16 protein-coding genes are annotated in these 24,078 nt (G+C 65.6%); 9 read left to right on the top strand and 7 right to left on the bottom strand.

All coding sequences use genetic code 11. The annotated features are described in order from the left end of the window. Positions 1 to 85: 85 nt before the first annotated feature. Together CI15_RS08970 and CI15_RS08965 are read right to left on the bottom strand one after the other, a co-directional pair. On the bottom strand, positions 86 to 1,363 hold the full coding sequence (locus CI15_RS08970) for a polyhydroxyalkanoate depolymerase (RefSeq protein WP_062126575.1): 1,278 nt from the start codon (positions 1,361 to 1,363) through the stop codon (positions 86 to 88). Between the two features lie 179 nt (positions 1,364 to 1,542). Then, positions 1,543 to 3,432, bottom strand: coding sequence for a glycoside hydrolase family 15 protein (locus CI15_RS08965; protein WP_062126573.1), 1,890 nt, complete (start codon positions 3,430 to 3,432; stop codon positions 1,543 to 1,545). Positions 3,433 to 3,675: 243 nt separating this feature from the next. Between CI15_RS08965 and CI15_RS08960 the strand changes: the two genes are divergently transcribed. After that, positions 3,676 to 3,921 (top strand): hypothetical protein, encoded by a 246-nt coding sequence (locus CI15_RS08960; protein ID WP_062127171.1) that lies wholly within the window; start codon positions 3,676 to 3,678, stop codon positions 3,919 to 3,921. A 316-nt stretch (positions 3,922 to 4,237) separates the two neighbouring features. On the opposite strand, the gene CI15_RS35250 is transcribed toward CI15_RS08960, so the two are convergent. Further along, positions 4,238 to 4,390, bottom strand: a complete 153-nt coding sequence (locus CI15_RS35250; RefSeq protein ID WP_075643681.1) for a DUF3096 domain-containing protein — start codon at positions 4,388 to 4,390, stop codon at positions 4,238 to 4,240. A gap of 272 nt (positions 4,391 to 4,662) precedes the next feature. Between CI15_RS35250 and CI15_RS08955 the strand changes: the two genes are divergently transcribed. Beyond that, positions 4,663 to 6,018 carry a lactonase family protein gene (locus CI15_RS08955; RefSeq protein WP_479494849.1) on the top strand — a complete coding sequence of 452 codons (1,356 nt, stop codon included), beginning with the start codon at positions 4,663 to 4,665 and terminating at the stop codon, positions 6,016 to 6,018. 129 nt (positions 6,019 to 6,147) lie between these two features. On the opposite strand, the gene CI15_RS38015 is transcribed toward CI15_RS08955, so the two are convergent. Further along, on the bottom strand, positions 6,148 to 10,221 hold the full coding sequence (locus CI15_RS38015; RefSeq protein ID WP_062126570.1) for a DNA translocase FtsK: 4,074 nt from the start codon (positions 10,219 to 10,221) through the stop codon (positions 6,148 to 6,150). A gap of 113 nt (positions 10,222 to 10,334) precedes the next feature. Continuing rightward, on the bottom strand, positions 10,335 to 10,871 hold the full coding sequence (locus tag CI15_RS08945) for an META domain-containing protein (protein WP_062126567.1): 537 nt from the start codon (positions 10,869 to 10,871) through the stop codon (positions 10,335 to 10,337). A 181-nt stretch (positions 10,872 to 11,052) separates the two neighbouring features. Between CI15_RS08945 and purT the strand changes: the two genes are divergently transcribed. The 6 genes from purT (at position 11,053) to CI15_RS08915 (ending at position 18,264) form a co-directional block, all read left to right on the top strand. Beyond that, complete coding sequence (gene purT / locus CI15_RS08940) at positions 11,053 to 12,267, top strand: formate-dependent phosphoribosylglycinamide formyltransferase (protein WP_062126564.1); 1,215 nt, start codon at positions 11,053 to 11,055, stop codon at positions 12,265 to 12,267. 110 nt (positions 12,268 to 12,377) lie between these two features. Continuing rightward, on the top strand, positions 12,378 to 12,590 hold the full coding sequence (locus tag CI15_RS08935) for a DUF6726 family protein (protein ID WP_062126561.1): 213 nt from the start codon (positions 12,378 to 12,380) through the stop codon (positions 12,588 to 12,590). Positions 12,591 to 12,686: 96 nt separating this feature from the next. Next, complete coding sequence (locus tag CI15_RS08930; RefSeq protein ID WP_062126551.1) at positions 12,687 to 13,070, top strand: MliC family protein; 384 nt, start codon at positions 12,687 to 12,689, stop codon at positions 13,068 to 13,070. A gap of 228 nt (positions 13,071 to 13,298) precedes the next feature. Beyond that, complete coding sequence (locus CI15_RS08925; RefSeq protein WP_062126548.1) at positions 13,299 to 14,951, top strand: acetolactate synthase large subunit; 1,653 nt, start codon at positions 13,299 to 13,301, stop codon at positions 14,949 to 14,951. A gap of 32 nt (positions 14,952 to 14,983) precedes the next feature. Further along, positions 14,984 to 16,420 (top strand): aldehyde dehydrogenase family protein, encoded by a 1,437-nt coding sequence (locus CI15_RS08920; protein ID WP_062126545.1) that lies wholly within the window; start codon positions 14,984 to 14,986, stop codon positions 16,418 to 16,420. Positions 16,421 to 16,797: 377 nt separating this feature from the next. Beyond that, on the top strand, positions 16,798 to 18,264 hold the full coding sequence (locus tag CI15_RS08915) for a DEAD/DEAH box helicase (protein WP_062126542.1): 1,467 nt from the start codon (positions 16,798 to 16,800) through the stop codon (positions 18,262 to 18,264). Positions 18,265 to 18,313: 49 nt separating this feature from the next. Here CI15_RS08915 and gluQRS read toward each other — a convergent pair whose 3' ends face one another. Both gluQRS and CI15_RS08905 read right to left on the bottom strand, forming a co-directional pair. After that, positions 18,314 to 19,201 (bottom strand): tRNA glutamyl-Q(34) synthetase GluQRS, encoded by an 888-nt coding sequence (gene gluQRS / locus CI15_RS08910; protein ID WP_062126539.1) that lies wholly within the window; start codon positions 19,199 to 19,201, stop codon positions 18,314 to 18,316. 61 nt (positions 19,202 to 19,262) lie between these two features. After that, on the bottom strand, positions 19,263 to 20,126 hold the full coding sequence (locus tag CI15_RS08905; RefSeq protein WP_062126537.1) for a sulfurtransferase: 864 nt from the start codon (positions 20,124 to 20,126) through the stop codon (positions 19,263 to 19,265). Between the two features lie 337 nt (positions 20,127 to 20,463). Here CI15_RS08905 and dnaE point away from each other — a divergent pair, with 337 nt between their 5' ends. After that, complete coding sequence (gene dnaE / locus CI15_RS08900; RefSeq protein ID WP_062126534.1) at positions 20,464 to 24,039, top strand: DNA polymerase III subunit alpha; 3,576 nt, start codon at positions 20,464 to 20,466, stop codon at positions 24,037 to 24,039. The last annotated feature ends 39 nt before the right edge of the window (positions 24,040 to 24,078 follow it).

The raw sequence follows: 24,078 nt of genomic DNA, 5'->3' as shown, positions 1-24,078 counted from the left end.
AGTATGACGAACCAGGCGCGACAAAAAAGCCAACGGCCTTGAGAAGAGGCCGTTGGCTTTTTAAATGCTATTGCAAGATTAATGCTCAGGCTTCGACTTTTTCTTTCGTCGTACGCGCTGCCTTGTTGTGCTCGAGAATGAAGTCGCGCAACTGCGGATAAATGATCGTGCGCCAGCGGCGGCCCGAGAAAATGCCGTAGTGGCCGCATTTTTCCGCGGTGAAGTGACGCCTGTTCTTCGTCGGAATGCCGCTGCACAGGTCATGTGCAGCGTAGGTCTGGCCGTCGCCGGAAATGTCGTCGAGTTCGCCTTCGATCGTAAACAGCGCGGTCGTCGTGATGTCCTGCGGCCGTACCGGTTCGCCGTCGACGACCCAGGTGCCCTCGGCAAGACGGAATTCCTGGAACACGACGCGGATCGTGTCGAGGTAATAGTCGGCGTCCATGTCGAGCACCGCGTTGTACTCGTCGTAGAAGCGGCGGTGCGCTTCCGCGTCGTCTTCGTCGCCGCGCAGCAGGCTCTGGTAGTAATCCCAATGCGACGCCGCGTGGCGCTCCGGATTCATCGCGACGAAACCGGTGTGCTGCAGGAAGCCCGGATAGACCTTGCGGCCCGCGCCCGGATAGTTGGGCGGCACGGTGAAGATCACGTTGTTCTCGAACCACTCGTACGAGTGCTGCGTGGCGAGTGAGTTGACCGAGGTCGGGCTCTTGCGTGCGTCGATCGGGCCACCCATCATCGTCATCGTGCGCGGCGTGTCCTCACCGCGGCTCGCCATCAGCGAAATGGCAGCGAGCACCGGCACGGTGGGCTGGCACACCGAGATCACGTGCAGGTTCTTCGCGCCGATATGGCGAATGAATTCCTGGATATACGCGATGTAGTCGTTCAGACCGAACCAGCCGGCTTCGAGCGGCACCATGCGTGCGTCGATCCAGTCGGTGATGTAGACCTTGTGGTCTTGCAGCAACGTGCGCACGGTGTCGCGCAGCAGTGTGGCGTGGTGTCCGGACAACGGTGCGCAGACCAGTACGACCGGCTCGTCTTTCAATTGGTTGACAGCGTCGCTGTCGTCCGCGAAACGCTTGAAGCGCATCAGGCGGCAGAACGGCTTCTCGATGAAGGTCTGCTCGACGATCGGAATGTTATGACCGTCTTTGACAATCTGGTGAATGTCGAACTCGGGCTTTTCGTAATCCTTGCCGAGCCGGTAAAGCAGTTCGTAGCCGGCGGAGAGGCGCGTAGCGCCCGGCACGTAGGCAAACGGACTGGCCGGATTCGCAAATGACTTCGATGCGGCCTGAGCCCAGGCGGTGAGGGGGCTCAACAACGCCCGCTGGAATTCGTGAAGTTGATAGAGCATGGTTGCTCCGTTTTAGGCGGTTCGCATTGGGCTTCGCAAACACGCGTGAGGCGTTGCGGCGGGCCATTCTGGTTGTGGGCACATTATTGTTGGCCAACACTCGGATCGATAATATAGAACAAAGCAAATTTGTGCAACGCAACAATTTTCGCATTCAGTGTACGCAAACTGTCACCGCGTCATGCTAGTGGCGATGCTGCTGCGCCGCTATCAGGGCTTGCCTGAAGCTCAAGCTCCATCGCGTGGATGCCGTTATGCGGCGGATGGCCGGTTGCTTGTGCCATTTCCTGCTCGTGCTTCATCAGGTTCAGTCCGGTGTGGACGAGCGCCACATGCGAAAACGCTTGCGGAAAATTACCGACGAGACGTTTTTGGACCGGATCATACTCCTCGGACAACAGGCCGACGTCGTTGCACAACGCGAGCAGCCGCTCGTACATCTCGATCGCTTCCTGCACGCGCCCCTGCAGCGCGAGGTTATCCACCATCCAGAACGAACACGCAAGAAAGGTGCCTTCCCCGGGCGGCAAGCCGTCGTCGTATTCGGTGGTGCGGTAGCGCATCACGAAGCCGCCGTGCATCAGGTCACGCTCGATCGCCTCGACGGTTCCCTTGATGCGCGGATCCCGCGGCTTCAGGAAGCCGACCAGCGGCATCAACAGCACGCTCGCGTCGAGCTGGTCGCTGCCGTAGTACTGCGCAAACGCGTTGAGCTGCGGATTCCACGCCTTCTCGCAGACCTCGGCATGGATTGTGTCGCGGGTCGCGCGCCATTCGTCGAGCGGACCCTCGAGCTGGAACATTTCGGCCGAACGGATCGCGCGGTCGAACGCGACCCACGCCATCACCTTCGAGAACGTGAAATGCTCGCGGCCGCCGCGCGTCTCCCAGATGCCTTCGTCGGGTTCGCGCCAGATCGTGCTCAGGTGTTCGAGCATCGCGCACTGCACGCTCCACGCGGTGACGTCCGCCTGCAGGCCGCCGACGCGCGCGAGATGCAGCGCGTTCATCACCTCGCCGTAGACGTCGAGCTGACGCTGCCCGACCGCGTTGTTGCCGATGCGCACCGGTTTCGCGCCCTGGTAGCCGGGCAGCCAGTCGATTTCGAATTCGGGCAGCCGCCGCTCGCCGGCGATGCCGTACATGATCTGCAACTGGTTCGGCGCGCCCGCCATCACGCGGCCGAGCCAGCTGCGCCACGCGCGCGCTTCGTCGTAGTAGCCGCCGCGCATCATCGCAAGCAGCGTGATGGTGGCGTCGCGCAGCCAGCAGTAGCGGTAGTCCCAGTTGCGCGTGCCGCCGAGCTGCTCGGGCAGCGACGTGGTGGGCGCCGCGACGATGCCGCCGGTCGGCTCGTAGGCGAGCGCGCGCAGCGTAATCAGCGAGCGGCGGATCGGCTCCGCCCAGCGTCCCTCGACGGTGCCGCGCGCCGACCATTCGAGCCAGTGGTTCTCGGTGCGCGCGAGCGCCGTGTGAGGATCGCGCGCGGGCGGAATGCGCTGGTGCGACGGCGCGTACGCGAGCGAGAACGGCACGCGCTCGCCTGCCGTCACCGTGAACTCGGCGACGGTCTTCATGTCTTCGCCGCGCAGCTCGACCGGCGTGCGCAGCACCGCATTGTCGGGACCGACGATCGCCTTGATGCCACTGTCGTGCTTGAGCTTGTCGACCCACGGGATCGAGAAGCCGTAATCGAAGCGCAGCACCAGCTCCATCTTCATGCGCACCGTGCCGCGCTTGCCGACGACGATGCGGATCATTTCCGACCAGCCGTTGCCGGGTGGCATGAAATCGATCAGCGTGACGGCGCCCTCGGGCGTTTCGAAGTCGGTTTCGAGAATCAGCGTTTCGCCGCGATAACGGCGCGTGATGCTCGGCGCGGGGTCCTCGCCTTGCGTGGCGGGCGCGATCAGCCAGCGGCCGTTGTCGGGGCTGCCGAGCAGCGCGGCGAAGCAGGCGCCCGAGTCGAAGCGCGGCCAGCAGAGCCAGTCGACGGAACCTTCGCGGGAGACGAGCGCGGCCGTGTGGCCGTCGCCGATGAGTGCATAGTCTTCGATAGGTGCAGGCATGGAAAACGTGTCGAAAAGCGAGTCGTTATTACGGACGGCGACAGCTGCCGCGCTTCCAAGGGTGTTGTTACCGGACCACGATGCGCATTGTTTGGTTCACCGCACAGTACGGCAAAACGTGGCTTGGTAAATTGTCAAATCCATGCATACAATCAAACTTCATGCCGATTTCCGGTGACATGCCGGAATGCGAATCGGCCTTGCTCATGGCGCATGCAGACGCCGTTTCCGAGGACGAAAGCCATGCTGAACCCTTCGAAATCCGATTGCATCAAGATTCTCTCGGCCGCCAGCCAGCTTGCTGGCGATTCCATGCTGTCACTCGATCATGACCGGCTCGGCCTGAGCCGTAATGGCTTGCTCGCGGCCGCCTCCTTCCTCGTCGAACGGGCCTGCTTCCGGCGTTATCAGCAAGATGCCGATCATTATGCGGTCGGCGCGCTGTCGTTGCAGGGACGCCTGCGGCTCGACCAACTGGCGAACGGTTGAACGCTAGCGTTGAGCGTGCGTAGCGCACGTTCGTCGCGTCTGCGCGTCGCGGCGTCGCCGCATTTTTCATACCGCTCGTTCGCCTATCGTATGCGTGTCTTCGCACTGCGCCGCACCGTGTAGTTCAGTCACGCGGCGTGGCGGAGTCGCGCGTCGATGGCGCGCGCAGTGCACGTTTTCCGCCTATGTCACGGCGTGACATTTCCGGCGCTCTGACACGTGCGAATAGCGCTGGCAGCGCCGTCAGCTTTCTCTTCTGCGAAAACCTTCCGACGCCGGGCGCAAATCTCACGTCCGGCGCCGCATCGCCAGTCGCTCACAGATGCGACGAGCCCACGCCGAAGATCCCGATGATGCCGATGATGATCAGATAAAGCGCGACGATATAGTTCAGCAGCCGCGGCATGATCAGGATCAGAATGCCGGCGATCAGCGAAACGACCGGGCCCAGGCTGAGAGTGACGTTCATGGAGACTCCGTGGTTGAGATGCGTGATTCGCAATTGAAAGAAAAGCGATTGAAAAAACGTCCCGTCACGCGGGACCGAAGCCGCTGGCGCAGACCGCGCGCGAGCGGCGGATTCACTGCATGATCCGACCTAACGCTCTTATACTGACTTCGACAATAACAACGCGGAACGACGTTCGATTCGCGGCGCGGCAGACCAGACACCGTTATAACCGCTTGTACCCCGGCTCGTACGCGAGCCTGTACACAGACAACCGATGTCGAGGAGGTCTCATGCTTCGCAGTCGCCGTGCCGTCGGACGTGTTGCCGTACGTCCAGTTCCGACTTCCGTTTTTACTTCTGTTCTTGCCAGTGTTTGCCTTGCGGGTACCCGTGCGCGTGGCGCGGATTGCACCGCGCGGCGCGCGAGACGGCCAGCGCCGTTGCGGGCCGTCCGTTCGATGATAAAAGGTTTCGTGCTCATGGTTTCGATTGTTGCTTCGCACGCGTATGCGCAAGATTCTGGCCCGGTCCCCGCGGACGGTGTCTATACGATGCTGGTCGGGACTTACACCGGCGGCAAGAGCGAGGGCATCTACGTCTTTCGCTTCGATACGAAGACCGGCGCGTCGACCCAGGTGTCGGTCACGCAGACCGTCAATCCGTCGTACCTCGTGGTGAGCCGCGACCGCCGTTTCGTCTATTCGGTCAACGAACTGCCCGGCGACGACGGCCCGGCGACGCAGCGCGGCGGCATCAGCGCGTTCGGCTTCGATGCCGCGCGCGGGCAGCTGACGTTTCTGAACAAGGTGTCGTCGGACGGCAATGATCCTTGCTATCTGAGCATCTCACCGGACGGCAAGTATCTGCTGACCGCGAACTATTCCGTCGCCCCCGATCCGGGCGGCAGCTTCGCGGTGTTTCCGCTGCGGGGCGACGGCCAGGTCGGTACGTCGGTGCAGACCGTGCATCACGAGGGCGGCGGTCCGGTGAAGGGGCGGCAGGACAATTCGCACGTGCACTCCACCGTCTTCTCGCCGGACGGCCACTATCTGTTCGCGCAGGACCTCGGTGCCGACAAGCTCTACTCGTACCGCTACGCGCCGCAGAGCAGTGCCGGCGCCGGCCCGTTCGTCGCGACCGATTGGGGCTACACGCAGCAGAAAGCCGGCACGGGGCCGCGCCATCTGATCTTCGGCGCGAACGGCAAGCACGCGTATCTGACGAGCGAACTGGCGGCGACCGTCAGCACGTTCGACTACAACGACGGCAGGCTGAAACTCGTGCAGACGCTGCCGCTCTCCGAGCCGGGCTTCAAGGGGAAGGTGGGCGCGGCGGCGATCCATCTATCGCCGGACGGACGCTTCGTGTATGCGTCCAATCGCGGCGACGCGAACGAGATCGTGATCTTCGCGGTCGATCCGGCCAATGGGCATCTGAAGCAGATCGGGCGCCAGTCGAGCCTCGGCAAATCGCCGCGCGAGTTCGCCATCGATCCGACCGGCAACTGGCTGATCGTCGGCAATCAGTTGAGCGACACGGTCTATGTGTTCAAACGCGATCCACAGACGGGGCTGCTCGATCCGAATCCGAAGCAGCATTTCGAACTCGGCTCGCCGGTCGATTTCAAGCTGGTGTCGCCGTCTTGATGCACGGTCCGCGCGTGTAAATGAAAACGGACAGCTCACGTGGTGAGGCTGTCCGTTTTTTCATCCGCGGCGCTCGTTCCGTGATCGTGTCATCGAAGACACGCCGCGCCTCGCCAGTTCACCGGCCGCTCATTCCGCTGGCCCCGGCGCGAGCACTTCGCGGCTGCCGTTGATGCTCATCGCCGACACGAGCCCGGCCGTCTCCATCTGCTCGACGAGCCGCGCCGCGCGGTTATAGCCGATGCGCAACTGCCGCTGCACCGACGAGATCGACGCGCGCCGCGTGCGCACGACGAACGCGACCGCTTCGTCGTACAGCGGATCGGCCTCCGCATCCGGCGCCTCGCCGAACAGGTCCTGGGCCGCGCCGCCGTCGGTGGCCGGGCCGTCGAGAATGCCTTCCTCGTACTGCGGCTCGCCGAACTGCTTCAGATACTCGACGATCGCATGCACTTCCTCGTCGGCGACGAACGCGCCGTGAACGCGCTGCGGGTAGCCGGTGCCAGGCGGCAGGAACAGCATGTCGCCCTGGCCGAGCAGCGACTCGGCGCCCATCTGGTCGAGAATCGTGCGCGAGTCGATCTTCGACGACACCTGGAACGCGACGCGCGTCGGGATGTTCGCCTTGATGAGCCCGGTGATCACGTCGACGGACGGCCGCTGGGTCGCGAGGATCAGGTGGATGCCGGCCGCGCGCGCCTTCTGTGCGAGTCGCGCGATCAGCTCCTCGATCTTCTTGCCGGCGACCATCATCAGATCGGCGAGCTCGTCGATCACGACGACGATCAGCGGCAGCGGCGCGAGCGGCTCGGGCGCATCGGGCGTCAGCGAGAACGGGTTGCCGAGTTTCTTGCCCTTCGCCTCGGTATCGCGGATCTTCTGGTTGAAGCCGGCGAGATTGCGCACGCCGACCGCCGACATCAGCCGGTAGCGCTTCTCCATTTCGCCGACGCACCAGTTCAGCGCGTTGGCCGCGAGCTTCATGTCGGTGACGACCGGCGCGAGCAGATGCGGAATGCCTTCGTAGACCGAAAGCTCGAGCATCTTCGGGTCGATCATGATCAGGCGCACTTCCTCGGGCGTCGCCTTGAACAGCAGCGAGCAGATCATCGCGTTGATCGCGACCGACTTGCCCGAACCGGTCGTGCCGGCCACCAGCATGTGCGGCGCCTTCGCGAGATCGGCGACGACCGGATGGCCGGTGATGTCCTTGCCCATCGCGAGCGTCAGTTGCGAGTGCGAGTTCTGGTAGACGCTCGCCTCGAGGATTTCCGAGAGGCGGATCGTCTGGCGCTTCGCGTTCGGCAGTTCGAGACCCATGCAGGTCTTGCCCGGAATCGTTTCGACCACGCGGATCGACGTGAGACCGAGACCGCGCGACAGGTCCTTCATCAGACCGACGATCTGGCTGCCGCGCACGCCGAGCGCCGGCTCGATTTCGAAGCGCGTGATGACCGGACCCGCCGACGCGCCGACCACCGTCACCGGCACCTTGAATTCCTGCAGGCGCTGCTCGATCAACAGGCCGGTTTCGCGAAGCCTTTCGTCCGAGATCGGTTCGACGTCGGCGTCCGCGGGGGCGAGCAGATCGAGCGTCGGCAACTCGACCATCGATGCGGCCGGCGCATGGAACTCGAAGCCGTTGACCGGCGCGTGGCCGCGCGGCGACGACTGGGCTGCGGAGTCGTTGGCGGGTTGATCGGCGGGTTGGGTCTGGGCTAGCGGGGTCGGCGCGGACGCGGGCGTTGGCATCGCCCCGATCGGTGCTTCGGCGGCCGCTGTGTTCTCGACCGGCACGGCGTCTGCGTCGACCGAAGGGGATTCGCTGCTGGTCGCCGGCGCGACGAAGCCCGGGAAACGCACTACGTTCGAGACGACGGCTGGTGCGGATGCCGGTGTATCGAGGTTCGCCGCACTCGTCGAAGTCGACGAATGCGAGTCGTTCGGGGGTTCGTTCTCAGGCTCGGTCCCGGCCGGTAGGGCAGGGGTGTGCGACGTGGAGTGCGGCGCTGGCGCGGCAGCGCGTTGAGTTGCGGCCTGGCCGAGCTTGCTCTCCCAAGGCACGAGTGTGTCGTCGATGACGATTTCGGCGACCGGCGCCAGCGCCTGCAAGGGCGTTGCGTCGACGGCGGGGGCCGATTCGACGGATCGCGTCGACGCTTCGCTCTGTGATGCCGGGTCGCTGGTATGTGCCGCTGTGGCTGCCGTCGATTGCGCAGGGGCGGGCGACGGCGCGATGGGTTCGCTGAGCGGTGGCCCAAGGGGGGCGCCGGTCTGTGCCGGGCTGTCGACGTCGGTCGCCATCTGTGTCGAATCGTCTTCGACCGGCGGCACGTCTTCCTGCGGTGCGTCGTCCTGCAGGCTGGCCGCGAAACGCTGGAACGACGTCGGGCTCGGCGTCGCGACCGGCATCTCCTGTTGCGGCACGTGTGCGACAGGTGCCGCAGTGGCGCACTCAGCCGTAGCGGAAGCCGCCGATTCGACGGCCACTGCCGTCACCTCGGCCACTGATTCCATCTCAGTCGGTTGCGCGGCAGAAACAAGCGGCGCATGAATGACCGGCGGTTCGGTCGGCCATTGCGCAACCGGTTCGTTGTCGCTTTCGATTGGCGTATCGGACTCAGTCAAAGCTTGCTCACGCGGCAACTCGACCAGTGCGGCTTCATCCTGCGACGATGCCGCCGAGACCGTCTGCGCCGAACTCCCGGCGTCCTGGGCCCGTGGCTCCGCAGCCGTCTCGCCGTTCTGGACAGGCAGCGCGTCGCGTTGCGCGGGTTGCGGCTCCAACGCCGTCGACGCCTGCCCGGCATCGCCGAATTTCGCACTTTCGGCGCCACGACTGCGCGCGAGGCTCACGCCGGCCATATCGGTCCAGCGCGCGGCATTTTCCGCGATGCTGCGCAGCGTTTCCTCGACGCTCGCGGACGGCGCGACGGTCGACGCGTTCGCCATCGGCCGCGTGAAATTCGGCGCGGGCCGGCGCGTGGTCGACGGCGAGCTCACCCCGTTGGCGCGCGTGGCGGCCGGGAAGGCTTGACGCGGCGTCGCGCCACGATTGAGCGGCGCGCTGCCATCGCCCGGACGTGGCAGCGGCGACGCACGTCCGCCGCGGCCCGAGACATTCGTCGCTGCCGAGGTCATACCGATCCCGGTGCCCGCTGCGGCACTGCGGCCAGCCATTGCCTGTGCCGCTTTCGCCGACACCCCCGCCGCGGTGGCGGCCGTCGCCGCCAATGCGGCACTGGAGCCGAACGGTGCGGCCGATCGCTGTTCGCCGACGGAGCGCCGACCGACCTGCGCCGCGCCATCGCGAGCCGACGAACCCAACGTACCGGATGTACCCAGCGGTGCCGCCGCCGTCGCCGCACGCGGCTCAGTCGCGCGCAACCAGCCGGCCGGCGCGACCGGCTCGGACGGCACGAACGACGCGGCCGACCTGTCCGCGGCCGTGTCCGCCTGCAGCGCCTGGGTTGAGCGCGATGCGGCCGGACGCTGCGACGCGGTCGGTGCCGCGCGCAACTCAGGCTCGATCTGCTGGCGCGGCGCACGCGCCGCGCCAGCACCCGCATCGGCGCGCCAGCTTGCGCCTGCGCTGCGGGCCGACGCCTCCTTGCTACCCGCGATGCCGGCCGAGGCGGCGCCCGCGGCAGCGCTGGCACCCGCGGCGGAGCCCGCGCCGCGTCCACTCGCCGGCGGACGCCACACCGTCGGCCGCGCGTAGCGTCCCTTGCTGTTGCGCGGCGCCATCGTGTTGGTGGCGGTCGTTGCATGCGATGGCGGGTGTTCGTCGACGCTGCGGTGGCGGCGCGCATCCTCGTCGCGTTTCGCGAGTCCGCGCGACAGGCCGAGACCGAACGCGCCGTCGGCCCACGCGGCCACCTCGCTCCAGCGGAAGTCGATCAGCCAGGGCAGGCTGATCACGAGCAGCGCGAGCGCCGCGAGCGGCGTGCCGATATGGCCGAGCAGATGACCGAGCCCAGCGGCGAGCGCGTGACCGAAACCATTGACGCCCGCGCTGCCGATCAGCGAACCCTCGAGCGTGCAACTTGCGACGAGCACGCAGACGAAGCCTAGCCACAGCCGGATCGTGCCGGGGCCGCGCAGACCCGCGCCGCCCGGCAGCATCGACTTCACGAGGCGCCACAAAAGAGGAATGAACCAGACGGCCGACCCGCCGAAACAGCCGAAAACTACCGTGTGCATACCAGACATCTAGGAATGACGGAGCGCGCGCGAGCGCAATCCGTCGAGTTTAAACCGGCGCGGCGCGCGGCTTCGAAGGCCGGCGCCAGTTTCTAACGCGGCGCGAACGGGCGTCATTTGTCGGTGCGATCGAACATGAGCGTCTCGCCGTTGTCGAGGATCAGCTGCATCTGCTGAGGCGGGCGCATCTGCACGCCGGTGCGGTCGATACGTTCCAGCGCGGCGAGGAACGGCTTTTCGATGTCGCCACCCGGCGACACGCACGCCATGCGCGTGCCGGCGAGGGTCCCGAAGCTCAGCTTGCCGTCCTTCAGCATGTACGAACCCATGAAACGGTTGCAGCCGGAAAAGCCGCTCGCATGACGCCGGCCGCCTTCGGTCGACAAGCTCAGCGTGAGCGGCCCTTGATCTTTCGACGGCACCGCGCGCGCCGTGCCGTCGGCGTTCTTCCACGAGCTCAGCACCCAGCTGGTGTCGTCGAGCAGTTGCGCGGCGGCGGGATTGAACGGATCGGGCGGCGGCGCCGCGGAATCGGGATGCTTCGGGATCGCGCAGGCACCGAGCAGCGCGGCGATGCTCAACGCGGCGACGGCCGTGCGCAGGCACGGAGTGATGCGCGCAAAACGTCGCGGGCGGGAGCAGATCTGCATGGCGTCGTTCCTCTTCAAACTGGCGAAGGCGTAAGGGTAACGTACTAAGCTTGTCGTGCGCGAGCGAAGGCGTGGGGATCGCTCGCCGACGCCTTGCGGGCGCCGCGCGGCAAGGGGCCCGCATGTTAACATCGCGTTCTATCCAATCCCACCCTCATCCCGACTTTTATCTGGAGACCCCATGCAGATCGGCCAACGGATCGGCACGCCCCTTTCTGAATCCGCGACGCGCGTCATGCTGCTCGGCGCCGGCGAGCTCGGCAAGGAAGTGATCATCGCGCTGCAACGGTTGGGCGTCGAAGTGATCGCCGTCGACCGTTACCCGAATGCGCCGGGCCATCAGGTCGCGCATCGCGCGCACGTGATCGACATGACCGACCGCGCCGCGCTGCGCGCGCTGGTCGAGCAGGAACGCCCGCATCTGATCGTCCCCGAAATCGAGGCGATCGCCACCGACGAGCTCGCCGCGATCGAAACCGAGGCGCTTGCCGAGGTGATCCCGACCGCGCGCGCCACCCAGCTGACGATGAACCGCGAAGGCATCCGCCGCCTCGGCGCCGAGGAACTCGGCCTCGCGACCTCGCCGTACGCGTTCGCCGATTCGCTCGACGAACTGCGCGCGGGCATCGCGAAGGTCGGCTATCCGTGCGTCGTGAAGCCGGTGATGTCGTCATCGGGCAAGGGGCAATCGGTATTGCGCAGCGACGCCGACGTCGAGCCCGCATGGCAGTACGCGATGGCGGGCGGCCGTGTGAATTTCGGGCGCGTGATCGTCGAGGGTTTCATCGACTTCGAATACGAAATCACGCAACTGACCGTGCGCGCGATCGACCCGGCAAGCGGCGAGGTCAGCACCTACTTCTGCGATCCGATCGGCCACGTGCAGGTCGCGGGCGACTATGTCGAATCGTGGCAGCCGCAGCCGATGAGCCCGCTCGCGCTCGAGCGCTCGCGCGAGATCGCGCACAAGGTGACGGCGGCGCTCGGCGGCCGTGGCCTCTTCGGCGTGGAACTTTTCGTGCGCGGCGACGACGTATGGTTTTCGGAAGTCAGCCCGCGTCCGCACGACACGGGGCTCGTTACGCTGTGTTCGCAGCGCTTCTCGGAGTTCGAGTTGCATGCGCGCGCGATCCTCGGGCTGCCGGTCGATACCTCGCTGCGTGCGCCGGGTGCATCGGCGGTGATCTACGGCGGTCGCGACGAGGTCGGCATCGCGTTCGAAGGCGTCGCGGCGGCATTGGCGGTGCCCAATGCGGATCTGCGCCTGTTCGGCAAGCCGGAGAGCTTCGTCAAGCGTCGCATGGGCGTCGCGCTCGCGACCGGCGAGAACATCGACGAAGCGCGCTCGCGCGCGAAGCAGGCCGCGGCCGCGGTGCGGCCGGTGTCGGCGAAGTAAGCGGCGAAATAAGCGGCGAAGCGCGGCGCAAAATCTGCGGGACGCAGACCGCAGCGCCCGCCGCATTCGGTTTATCTGATCGAAGCAAAGCAATCGGAGTAGGGGATCGTATGGCGCTCGAGACTCGCGGCAATTTTTGGCGCGGCGTGCCTGGCCGTGTCGGCGCGCTCGGCGTGGTGTTCGCGCTGTGTGCCGGCATCAGCGGCTGCGGGCTCGCGGCCGCGCCGTGCCGGGTCGCGTCGGCGGGACTGAAGATCGTGCCGGTCGTCGGGCACGTCGCCGCCGCGCCGACCGATGCGTGTGCCAATGTGATCGATCCTTGAGCTGTCGTTGAGTTGTCGTCGAGCTGTCAGTGAGCTGAGCGTGACTCGTCTGTAACCGGCCTTGCGTGCCTGCCCCCGCAACAATCGAGGTGTTCGATGAAGACATGGCGTGTTGCAATCCTCACGGCGGCAGTATCGGCGGTCGCCTGGGCGGCGGCATCGTCCGGCAGCGCATCGGCCGCGCCGCTGCAGTTCAAGCACATCGAGGGCAAGAACCACCAGACGCGCAAATACACGTGCGCGACCGGCAAGGTTCTGCAGGTCACTTACTGGAACGCCCAGAACGGACAGAGCTTCGCCGTGCTGCCGGTGAAAGGCACGTCGATGCTGTTCGTCAACACGATATCGGCGTCCGGCGTGAAGTACCAGGCCGGCAGCTATACGTGGTGGACCAAGGGTCCGCGCGCCAATCTGTATGACCTGACGAGCGGCGAGAACGCGCCGCCCTTGTTGTCCGACTGCGTGACCGTGATCCGCTGACTCCCCATCCCCCGCGCGGCCCTGTCCGCTCGCGCACATCGATTCCGTTCGAGTAGTAAGCTGTCCCGCATGGCGTTCGCCATGCCGTCTGTCATGCCACGCGCGCAGTGTCGTCGCAATGCCGTGTTTCGCGCGCGGCCGTCGTTGTCGTCTTCGATCGTCCGGTTCCGGACCCTAGTGGTGCAACAGCGGGTGCAGCAAACCCCGCGTCATCAAGCGAGACCCTCAATGAAAGCATCGGACCTGTTCGTCAAATCGCTGGAAGCCGATGGTGTCGAGTACGTGTTCGGCATCCCCGGTGAAGAAAATCTCGATCTGCTCGAGTCGCTGCGCCGCTCGAAAATCCGTCTGATCCTCACACGCCACGAACAGGCGGCCGGCTTCATGGCCGCCACCTACGGACGGCTCACCGGCCGCACCGGAGTCTGTCTGGCGACGCTCGGCCCCGGCGCGACCAACTTCGTGACCGCGGCCGCCTACGCGCAGTTGGGCGGCATGCCGATGCTGATGGTCACGGGCCAGAAGCCGATCAAATCGAGCAAGCAGGGGCACTTTCAGATCGTCGACGTGGTGCGGATGATGGAGCCGCTCACCAAGTACACGCGGCAGATCGTGTCGATCGGCAATATTCCGGCGGCGGTGCGCGAGGCGGTGCGCCGCGCCGAGGAGGAGCGGCCCGGCGCCACGCACCTCGAACTGCCGGAAGACGTCGCGCACGAGGAGGGCGACGGCAAGCCGATTCCGAAGAGTTTCAGCCGCCGTCCGGTCGCCGAGGAGAAGGCGGTCGCGCGGGCGGTCGAGGCGATCACCGCAGCGAAGCATCCGCTGCTGATGATCGGCGCGGGCGGCAATCGCAAGACCACGACGAAGATGCTGCGCGAGTTCGTCGACCAGATCGGCATTCCGTTCTTCACGACGCAGATGGGCAAGGGGGTGATCGACGAATCGCATCCGATGTGGCTCGGCAACGCGACGCTCTCCGACGGCGACTTCGTACACCGCGCGATCGAGCTCGCGGACTGCATCATCAATGTCGGTCACGACGTGATCGAAAAGCCGCCCTTCTTCATGCGCAGCGGCGAGGCGGGCGAGAAGACCGTGATCCACGTGAACTTCCTCGGCGCCGAAGTCGATCCGGTGTATTTCCCGCAGATCGAAGTGGTCGGCGATATCGCCAACGCGGTGTGGCAACTGAAGGAGAGCCTGAAGACGCGTCAGGAGCATTGGGACTTCACGCGCTTCAAGGAGATCAAGGAGCACTTCGAGGCGCATCTGGTGAAGGGCCAGCACGACGACCGCTTTCCGATGTACCCGGTGCGGATCGTCAACGACGTCTACGAGACCACGCCGGTCGACGGCATCGTGTGTCTGGATAACGGCATGTACAAGATCTGGTTCGCGCGCTACTACCGCGCCCACGAGCCGAACTCGCTGCTGCTCGACAACGCGCTGGCGTCGATGGGCGCGGGGCTGCCGTCGGCGATCGCGAGCAAGATCGTGCATCCGGAGCGCAGGGTGATCGCCGTGTGCGGCGACGGCGGCTTCATGATGAACTCGCAGGAGCTCGAAACGGCGGTGCGCCTGAAGCTCGATCTGGTGGTCCTGATTCTGCGCGACGACGCGTTCGGCATGATCCGCTGGAAGCAGGAGAACATGAATTTCCCGGACTACGGCATGACGCTTGCGAATCCCGACTTCGTCGCGTACGCGCAAAGCTATGGCGCGCAGGGGCATCGGGTCGAGGCGGCCGAACAGTTCGCGCCGCTGCTGCGCGAGTGCTTCGCGACACCGGGCGTGCACGTGATCGACGTGCCGATCGACTATTCGGACAACGAGCGCGTGCTCAATCGCGAGATCAAGCGGTTGTCCGCGCAGCTTTGAGCCTCTGTGCAGCGAATCCAGGAGAGAGCGACATGTTGCAGAAAACCTATCCGTACTACCTCGCCAACGAGCCGGTGGCGGCCAACACCGATCTCGAAGTCACCGACAAATTCAGCGGCGAAGTCGCCACGCGCGTCGCGATGGCCGACGCGGCCGCGATCGACAAGGCTATCGGCCACGCGGTCGACGCGATGCCGGCGATGCGCGCCTACCCGCCGTTCAAGCGCCAGGCGGTGCTGGAGCACTGCGTGAAGCGCTTTCGCGAGCGCTACGACGAACTCGCGCTCGCGCTGTGCATCGAGGCGGGCAAGCCGATCAACGATTCGAAGGGCGAAGTCACGCGGCTGATCGATACGTTCAAGGTCGCCGCGGAGGAGAGCGTGCGGATCGACGGCGAGATCATCAATCTGGAGATTTCGCCGCGCGCGAACGGTTACCACGGCTATGTGAAGCGCGTGCCGATCGGGCCGTGCTCGTTCATCTCGCCGTTCAATTTCCCGCTGAACCTGACCGCGCACAAGGTCGCCCCGGCGATCGCGGCGGGCGTGCCGTTCGTGCTTAAGCCGGCGAGCCGCACGCCGGTCGGGGCGCTGATCATGGGCGAGATCCTCGCGGAAACCGATCTGCCGAAGGGCGCGTTCTCGATCCTGCCCGCGCATCGCGACGGCGCCGACCTGTTCACGACCGACGAGCGCTTCAAGCTGCTGTCGTTTACCGGCTCGCCCGCGGTCGGCTGGGAGTTGAAGAGGAAAGCCGGCAAGAAGAAGGTGATTCTGGAGCTGGGCGGCAACGCGGCCGCGATCGTCGACGGCGATCAGGGCGGCAAGCTCGACTACGTGGTCGAGCGGCTCGCGTTCGGCGCGTTCTATCAGTCGGGGCAAAGTTGCATCGGCGTGCAGCGGATTCTCGCGCATGCGAGCGTCTACGACGCGCTGCGCGAGAAGCTGATCGCGAAGACGAAGTCGCTCGTGATGGGCGATCCGAAGAACGAAAAGACCTTCGTCGGACCGATGATCTCGGAATCGGAAGCGAAACGGCTCGCCGGCTGGATGGACGGCGCCGTGCAGGCGGGCGCGAAAATCGTCGCGGGCGGCAAGGTCGACGGCGCGATGTTCGAGGCGACCCTGCTCGAAGGCGTGAAGCGCGACACCGATCTGTATCGTAAGGAAGCGTTCGGGCCGGTCGCGATACTCGAGCGTTTCGACGATTTCGAGGCGGCGCTCGCGCAGGTCAACGACAGCGACTTCGGCCTGCAGGCCGGCATATTTACCGATTCGCTCGCGCACGCGCATCGCGCGTGGGATGCGCTCGAAGTGGGCGGCGTCGTGATCAACGACGTGCCATCGTTCCGCGTCGACAACATGCCGTATGGCGGGGTCAAGGATTCGGGGCTCGGGCGCGAGGGTGTGCGCTATGCGATCGAAGACATGACCGAGATGCGGCTGATGGTGATGCGCGAGACGTGGTAACGGGGTCGAGCTGAGGTGAGCGGCGGCGGCCGGCGCCTTGCGGTGGGGACCGCGCGAACGTTCCGACGAATGGCGGGCACCGCCCCGCCAGGGCGCCCGGCTGTCACGCCACTGTCGTCTGTGCGCACTACGCTGCGAGCGGAGCGACGGCCGCGGGCCGCGAGCCAGCCGCCAGCCGGCCGCCATGAGGGTTTTTGCTGAAGTGCTACAATGCTGGGCTTTCGGCGGGTGTTTCCGCCAACCGGAGCCGGCCGCATTATCCGAACTCAAACGGGTCTCGCGCGGAACGACGTGGCTCCGCCTTCATCCTGATGCCCTCCGCGGTTCCGACCGCTGCCGCGCGCAGCGCGCCACGCGCATTTTTAGCGAAAGCCACCATGTCCGACACAGCCGTCACGCCCAGCACCGAGACTTTTGATCAATTCGGCCTCGCACCCGACATCCTGAAGGCCATCAAGGAATCGGGCTACACGTCGCCCACGCCGATCCAGGCGAAGGCGATCCCGGTCGTGCTGGCGGGCCGTGACGTGATGGGCGCCGCGCAGACCGGCACTGGCAAGACCGCGAGCTTCTCGCTGCCGATCATCCAGCGTCTGCTGCCGCAGGCCAGTACGAGCGCATCGCCGGCGCGCCATCCGGTGCGCGCGCTGATCCTCACGCCGACCCGCGAACTCGCCGACCAGGTCGCCGCGAACGTGCAGGCGTACGCGAAGCACACGGCGCTGCGCAGCGCGGTCGTGTTCGGTGGCGTCGACATGAATCCGCAGTCCGATCAGCTGCGCCGCGGCGTCGAAATCCTGATCGCGACGCCGGGGCGTCTGCTCGATCACGTGCAGCAGAAAACCGCCAACCTGGGCCAGGTGCAGATGCTGGTGCTCGACGAAGCCGACCGCATGCTCGACATGGGCTTCCTGCCGGACCTGCAGCGCATCCTGAACCTGCTGCCGAAAGAGCGCCAGACGCTGCTGTTCTCCGCGACGTTCTCCGGCGAAATCAAGAAGCTCGCCGCGACGTATCTGCGCGATCCGCAGACCATCGAAGTCGCGCGCAGCAACTCGACCGCGACCAATGTCACGCAGGTCGTCTATGAAGTCGCCGAGGGCGACAAGACCGGCGCGGTCGTGCAGTTGATCCGCGAGCGCGGCCTGAAGCAGGTGATCGTGTTCTGCAACAGCAAGATCGGCGCGAGCCGGCTTGCGCGCAGCCTCGAGCGCGACGGCGTGGTCGCGACCGCGATCCACGGCGACCGCTCGCAGAGCGAGCGCATGCAAGCGCTCGACGCCTTCAAGCGCGGCGAAGTCGAGGCACTGGTCGCGACGGACGTCGCCGCGCGTGGTCTCGATATCGTCGAGCTGCCGGCGGTGATCAACTTCGATCTGCCGTTCAACGCCGAAGACTACGTGCACCGGATCGGCCGTACGGGTCGCGCGGGCGCATCGGGCGACGCGCTGTCGCTGTGCAGCCCGAACGAGCGCAAGCAGCTGGCCGACATCGAGAAGCTGATCAAGCGGCCGCTCGAACTGCAGCGCATGACCGTCGATACGCCGGTGCGCCATCATCACGAGGACCGCCCGCCGCGCCGCGAGCGCAGCGAATCGCGCGACGAGCACAGCCGCCGCCGCACGGGCGGGGCGTCGGGTTCGTATGGCCGTCCGCATCACCATCGCGCACAGCCGGTCGACGATTTCTTCCTGAAGCCGTACGAGCCGTCGCCGGCATCGATGCGCAAGGTCGAGGAGATGGCTACAGCGAACGGCGCGCCGCAGAAGGCGGCGCCGAAGCGGCAACTGGCCGCGTTGCTCGGTGGCTTCGGAATGCCGAGAAAGACCCCTTCGTCGTCGTAAGGCGGGTTGCAGGCTTGATGCCCGGGCGCAACGCCGGGCATGCGCATCGTCAGGATGCGCGAATCTTCATCCGTTTCGCCCAGGCCGCGGTCGCGGCGCTGTAGAAGTTCTCCAGCGTCGCAGGTGGCTCGCTTCCGAGATCCAGCCCAAGATGCCGTGCCGCCGTGCCTAGCGCGTCCAGTGGCTGGTCGCTATCGAGCGCGGTCGCGCCGTTCTGCTTGCTCAGCTTCTCGCCGTGCTCGTTCGTGACGACCGGCACATGCAGATACTCGGGCGTCGCGACGCCCAGACAACGCTGCAGATAAATCTGCCGCGCCGTCGAATCCATCAGATCCACGCCACGCACGATGTGCGTGATGCCCGCGTCCGCATCGTCCACCACCACCGCGAGCTGATAGGCCCACTGATCGTCCGCGCGACGCAGCACGAAGTCGCCGACCTCGGTCGCGAGGTTTTGCGTCTGCGGGCCCTGCCAGCGGTCGTCGAACCTGATGACGGCGGCCTCGCCGTCGGGCACGCGCAGGCGCCAGGCGCGCGCCGGCTTGCCATGCAAACCCATGCGGCACGTGCCGGGGTAGGCGAGCGTCGTGTTGCGCGCGTGCGCGTGCAACAGCGAATCGGCGATTTCCTTGCGCGTGCAGCCGCACGGATAGACGAGCCCCGTCGTTTTCAACTGCTCCAGCGCCTGCTGATAGCGCGCCGTTCGCTGGCTTTGCCAGACCGGCGTTTCGTCGGCGCGCATGCCGAAGCGATCGAGGGTCGCGAGGATGTCCTCGGCGGCACCGGGCACCGTGCGCGGTCCGTCGATATCCTCGACGCGCACGAGCCACGCCCCGCGATGCGCGCGCGCGTCGAGCCAGCTCGCGAGCGCGCTGACCAGCGAGCCGAAATGCAGCGGCCCGGTCGGCGACGGCGCGAAGCGTCCGCGATAGGTCATGGGTTGAGGATGAGAGGGGATACGGCGGCGCGGCTGGCCACCCAGGCCACCGCGGTTTCCATTACGCGGCGCACGCGGCCTTGCTGTCCGGATGGCACGCCGGACAGGTTTTGCCCGCGACATACATCGGCGATTGCTGTTGCTCGGGCGTGACCACCGCACGGCAGCCGAAGCATTGCCGGGTCGCGGTCGGTTCGAGTTGCGGATTCAGCGCCGTGCGATAGTCGAACACGAAGCAGTCGCCGTGATAGTGCGCGCCGCCCACTTCCTCGAAGTATTTGAGGATGCCGCCTTCGAGCTGGTACACGTTCTCGATGCCGACCTCCTTCATGTGGATCGCGGCCTTCTCGCAGCGGATGCCGCCCGTGCAGAACGAGACGACCGTCTTGCCTTCGAGGTCGGCACGGTTGTTCTCGATCACCTCGGGGAACTCGCTGAATTTCGTGATGCGATAGTCGAGTGCGTTCTCGAATGTGCCGACATCGACTTCGAACGCGTTGCGCGTGTCGAGCATCACGACGGGGCGGCCTTCGTCATCATGACCGCGGTCGAGCCAGCTCTTCAGCGTGGGTGCGTCGACGAACGGCGCGCGGCCGAGCTCGGGGCGGATTGCCGGCTTTTTCATCGTGATGATTTCGCGCTTGAGCTTGACCAGCATGCGCGTGAAGGGCTGCGAATCCGACAGGCTTTCCTTGAACTGCAGGTTCGCGAACTTGCCTTCGAACAGCGGATCGTGGCGGATGTAGTCGATGAACGCGTCGGTGTTCTCGCGGGTGCCGGCGGTAAACAGGTTGATACCTTCGGGCGCGAGCAGGATGGTGCCGCGCAGGCCGAGCGCATTGCAGCGCTCGGTGACGAGCGGGCGCCACGCGGCGGTGTCTTCGATGGTCGCGAATTGATACGCGGAGAGATTGACGATACTCATGTGTGTCCAGCGGTAAAGATGGCCGGCGTGGCGAGGGACGGCGGGTGGCGTAGTCGCGGTTGCGTCCGCCACTGTTGCGTCCCCCGCTGTTACGTCCCCGCTGTTACGTCCCCCATAAGACCCGTGATTTGGCGCGGGGTTTGCCGCGCACTTTGCCAGGGAGATGGCCACGTCGAAACAGGCGAAACCGCTATTATCCCTCAACCCGGCATTTTGCCCGCCCTGGCCGAATGGCCAACGGGTTGCGCTAGCGCAAACAGCGCGCTCGCCGAGCGCGTCCTGGCCGGATGGCCAACGCGCCGTTTTGACCTGAAATCCGCGCGAGGGTGGGGTTACAATGTCGCCCATGTCAGATCCCCGCTTCGTCCATCTCCGCGTTCACTCCGAATTCTCGATTGCCGACGGCATTGTGCGTCTCGACGACATCGTCGCGGCGGCGGCCAAAGACGGTCAGGGCGCGCTCGCGCTCACCGACCTCGGCAACGCATTCGGCCTCGTGCGTTTCTACAAGGAAGCGCGTGGCAAAGGCGTCAAACCCATTGCCGGCTGCGACGTCTGGATCACCAATCCGGACGACCGCGATAAGCCTTCGCGTCTGCTGCTGCTGGTCAAAGACCGGCGCGGCTACCTGAACCTCTGCGAATTGCTCAGCAAGGCGTCGCTGACGAACCAGTATCGCGGTCGCGCGGAAGTCGAAGCCGGCTGGCTCGAATCCGGTCTCGGCGAAGGGTTGCTCGCGTTGTCGGGCGCGCAGCAGGGCGACATCGGCCTCGCGCTGGCGGCCGGCAACGAAGAGGCGGCCAAGCGCAACGCGCGGCATTGGGCGAAGGTGTTCCCGGGCGGCTTCTATATCGAGCTGCAGCGCTGCGGTCAACCGGGCGGCGAGCAGTACGTGCAGCAGGCGGTCGCGCTCGCGGCATCGCTGAAACTGCCGGTCGTCGCGACGCACCCGATGCAGTTCATGACGCCGGACGACTTCACCGCGCACGAAGCGCGCGTGTGTATTTCCGAAGGCGATATTCTCGCGAATCCGCGTCGCCAGAAGCGCTTTACGTCCGAGCAGTATTTCCGCTCGCAACAGGAAATGGCCGAACTGTTCGCGGACATTCCGTCGGCGCTCGCGAACACGGTGCAGATCGCCAGGCGCTGCAATCTGACGCTCGAACTCGGCAAGCCGAAGCTGCCGCTCTTTCCGACACCCGATGGCATGTCGCTCGACGACTACCTCGTGCAGCTGTCGAAAGAAGGTCTCGAAAAGCGGCTCGAACAACTGTATCCGGACGAGGCCGAGCGCGACGCGCAACGCGCCACTTACTACCAGCGCCTCGAATTCGAGTGCGGCACGATCATCAAGATGGGCTTTCCGGGCTACTTCCTGATCGTGGCGGACTTCATCAACTGGGCGAAAAACAATGGCGTGCCGGTCGGTCCGGGCCGGGGTTCGGGCGCGGGCTCGCTGGTCGCCTATGCGCTTGGCGTGACCGATCTCGATCCGCTGCGCTACAACCTGCTGTTCGAGCGTTTTCTGAATCCGGAGCGGGTGTCGATGCCCGACTTCGACATCGACTTCTGCCAGCACGGCCGCGATCGCGTGATCCAGTACGTGAAGGAAAAGTACGGCGCGAATGCGGTGTCGCAGATCGCGACGTTCGGCACGATGGCGGCGAAGGCGGCGGTGCGCGACATCGGCCGTGTGCTCGATCTCGGCTACATGTTCACGGACGGCATCGCGAAGCTGATCCCGTTCAAGCCGGGCAAGCACGTAACGATCGCCGACGCGATGAAGGAAGAGCCGCTGTTGCAGGAGCGCTTCGACAACGAAGACGAAGTGCATCAGCTGCTCGAACTCGCGCAGCGCGTGGAGGGCTTGACGCGTAACGTCGGCATGCACGCGGGCGGCGTGCTGATCGCGCCAGGCAAGCTGACCGATTTCTGCCCGCTGTACACACAGGGCGACGAAAGCGGGGTCGTCAGCCAGTACGACAAGGACGACGTCGAAGCGGTCGGCCTCGTGAAGTTCGACTTTCTGGGCCTCACCACGCTGACCATTCTGGATTGGGCGGAGCGCTACATCCGCCGCCTCGATCCGTCGAAGCAGGACTGGTCGCTCGGCCAGGTCCCGCTCGACGACCCGGCGTCGTTCTCGATTCTGAAGAAAGCGAACACGGTCGCCGTGTTCCAGCTGGAAAGCCGCGGCATGCAGGGCATGCTGAAGGACGCGCAGCCTGACCGCTTCGAGGACATCATCGCGCTCGTCGCCTTGTACCGTCCGGGTCCGATGGACCTGATCCCGAGCTTCTGTGCACGTAAGCACGGCCGCGAGGTGGTCGAGTATCCCGACCCGCGCGTCGAGCCTGTTCTGAAAGAGACCTACGGCATCATGGTCTACCAGGAGCAGGTGATGCAGATGGCGCAGATCATCGGCGGCTACTCGCTCGGTGGCGCCGACCTGCTGCGTCGCGCGATGGGCAAGAAGAAGCCCGAGGAGATGGCCAAGCACCGCGAAATTTTCGCGGAAGGCGCGGCCAAGAACGGCCTCACGCGCGAGAAGGCGGACGAAACCTTCGACCTGATGGAGAAGTTCGCGGGCTACGGCTTCAACAAGTCGCACGCGGCCGCGTATGCGCTGCTCGCGTACTACACCGCGTGGCTGAAGGCGCATCATCCGGCCGAATTCATGGCGGCCAACATGTCGCTCGCGATGGACGACACGGACAAGGTCAAGATCCTGTTCGAAGACTGCCTCGCGAACAAGATGGCCGTGCTGCCGCCGGACGTGAACCTGTCCGCGTACCGCTTCGAGCCGGTCGCCGAAGCCGACGGCAAGCGCTCGCGCACGATCCGCTACGGCCTCGGCGCGATCAAGGGCAGCGGCCAGAACGCGATCGAGGAAATCCTGCGCGCACGCGAAGAGGGTCGCTTCATCGACATCTTCGATTTCTGCAATCGCGTCGATCGGCGCATCGTCAATCGCCGCACGATCGAGGCGCTGATTCGCGCCGGCGCGTTCGACACGCTGCATCCGAACCGCGCGCAGCTGATCGCCTCCGTCTCGCTCGCGATGGAAGCGGCCGAGCAGGCGGCCGCCAATGCGCTGCAGGCGGGTCTGTTCGACATGGGCGACGCGCCGTCGCAAGGCCACGAACTCGTCGACGAACCCGAGTGGCCGGAAAAGCGCAAGCTGCAGGAAGAAAAGGCGGCACTGGGCTTCTATCTGTCGGGCCACCTGTTCGACGCGTACAAGGACGAAGTGCGCCGCTTCGTGCGCCAGAAGATCGGCGAGCTGAAGGAAGGGCGCGACAAGCTGGTCGCGGGCGTGATCGTGTCGCTGCGCACGCAGATGACCCAGCGCGGCAAGATGCTGATCGCGCTGCTCGACGACGGCACGGGCCAATGCGAAGTGACGGTCTTCAACGAGGTCTTCGAAGAGCACAAGCAACTGTTCAAGGAAGACGAACTGCTGGTCGTGCAGGGCCAGGCGCGTAACGACGCGTTCACCGGCGGCATCCGCTTCACCGTCGAAACGGTGATGGATCTCGGCCGCGCGCGCTGCCGCTACGCTGACTCGGTCAAGGTGCAGATGAACGGCAACGCGGACGCGCAGGCGTTGCGCCGGGTGCTCGAAGCGCACACCGCGGGCAAGGACCAGCCGCCTGCGGCAGCCGCGCCGGCGGCCGCCTCGCGGGGTAACGGCGGCAGCGGTGGCGGGCGGGGCGGCTTCGGCGGCGATGGTGGACGTCAGCGGCAGGCGGTGCAGATTCCGAACGGGCTCGCGGTGCAGGTCGTCTATCGCAGCGAGCATGCGCAAGGCGAAATGCGTCTCGGCGATGCGTGGCGCGTGAAGCCGACCGATGAGCTGCTCGCCGCGCTGCGCGGCGAGTTTGCCGGCAGCTCGATCGAGATCGTGTATTGAGCGAGGTCGATGGCGAGGATGTGGTTGGCCGGTGCCGAG

Origin of the sequence: Paraburkholderia monticola (assembly GCF_001580545.1) — a bacterium.
In the GTDB taxonomy this organism is placed as follows: Bacteria; Pseudomonadota; Gammaproteobacteria; order Burkholderiales; family Burkholderiaceae; genus Paraburkholderia; species Paraburkholderia monticola.
This window is presented reverse-complemented; position numbering and strand designations above follow the sequence as displayed.

What these genes read in the sequence shown, in the direction of transcription:
- CI15_RS08925 (WP_062126548.1), top strand. Translation starts at nt 13,299, where the DNA reads ATGAAAGCATCGGACCTGTTCGTCAAATCGCTGGAAGCCGATGGTGTC.
- CI15_RS08960 (WP_062127171.1), top strand. Translation starts at nt 3,676, where the DNA reads ATGCTGAACCCTTCGAAATCCGATTGCATCAAGATTCTCTCGGCCGCC.
- CI15_RS38015 (WP_062126570.1), bottom strand. Translation starts at nt 10,221, where the DNA reads ATGCACACGGTAGTTTTCGGCTGTTTCGGCGGGTCGGCCGTCTGGTTC.
- CI15_RS08945 (WP_062126567.1), bottom strand. Translation starts at nt 10,871, where the DNA reads ATGCAGATCTGCTCCCGCCCGCGACGTTTTGCGCGCATCACTCCGTGC.
- CI15_RS08905 (WP_062126537.1), bottom strand. Translation starts at nt 20,126, where the DNA reads ATGAGTATCGTCAATCTCTCCGCGTATCAATTCGCGACCATCGAAGAC.
- CI15_RS08965 (WP_062126573.1), bottom strand. Translation starts at nt 3,432, where the DNA reads ATGCCTGCACCTATCGAAGACTATGCACTCATCGGCGACGGCCACACG.
- CI15_RS08935 (WP_062126561.1), top strand. Translation starts at nt 12,378, where the DNA reads ATGGCGCTCGAGACTCGCGGCAATTTTTGGCGCGGCGTGCCTGGCCGT.
- gluQRS (WP_062126539.1), bottom strand. Translation starts at nt 19,201, where the DNA reads ATGACCTATCGCGGACGCTTCGCGCCGTCGCCGACCGGGCCGCTGCAT.
- CI15_RS08915 (WP_062126542.1), top strand. Translation starts at nt 16,798, where the DNA reads ATGTCCGACACAGCCGTCACGCCCAGCACCGAGACTTTTGATCAATTC.
- purT (WP_062126564.1), top strand. Translation starts at nt 11,053, where the DNA reads ATGCAGATCGGCCAACGGATCGGCACGCCCCTTTCTGAATCCGCGACG.
- CI15_RS08920 (WP_062126545.1), top strand. Translation starts at nt 14,984, where the DNA reads ATGTTGCAGAAAACCTATCCGTACTACCTCGCCAACGAGCCGGTGGCG.
- CI15_RS35250 (WP_075643681.1), bottom strand. Translation starts at nt 4,390, where the DNA reads ATGAACGTCACTCTCAGCCTGGGCCCGGTCGTTTCGCTGATCGCCGGC.
- CI15_RS08955 (WP_479494849.1), top strand. Translation starts at nt 4,663, where the DNA reads ATGCTTCGCAGTCGCCGTGCCGTCGGACGTGTTGCCGTACGTCCAGTT.
- CI15_RS08970 (WP_062126575.1), bottom strand. Translation starts at nt 1,363, where the DNA reads ATGCTCTATCAACTTCACGAATTCCAGCGGGCGTTGTTGAGCCCCCTC.
- CI15_RS08930 (WP_062126551.1), top strand. Translation starts at nt 12,687, where the DNA reads ATGAAGACATGGCGTGTTGCAATCCTCACGGCGGCAGTATCGGCGGTC.
- dnaE (WP_062126534.1), top strand. Translation starts at nt 20,464, where the DNA reads ATGTCGCCCATGTCAGATCCCCGCTTCGTCCATCTCCGCGTTCACTCC.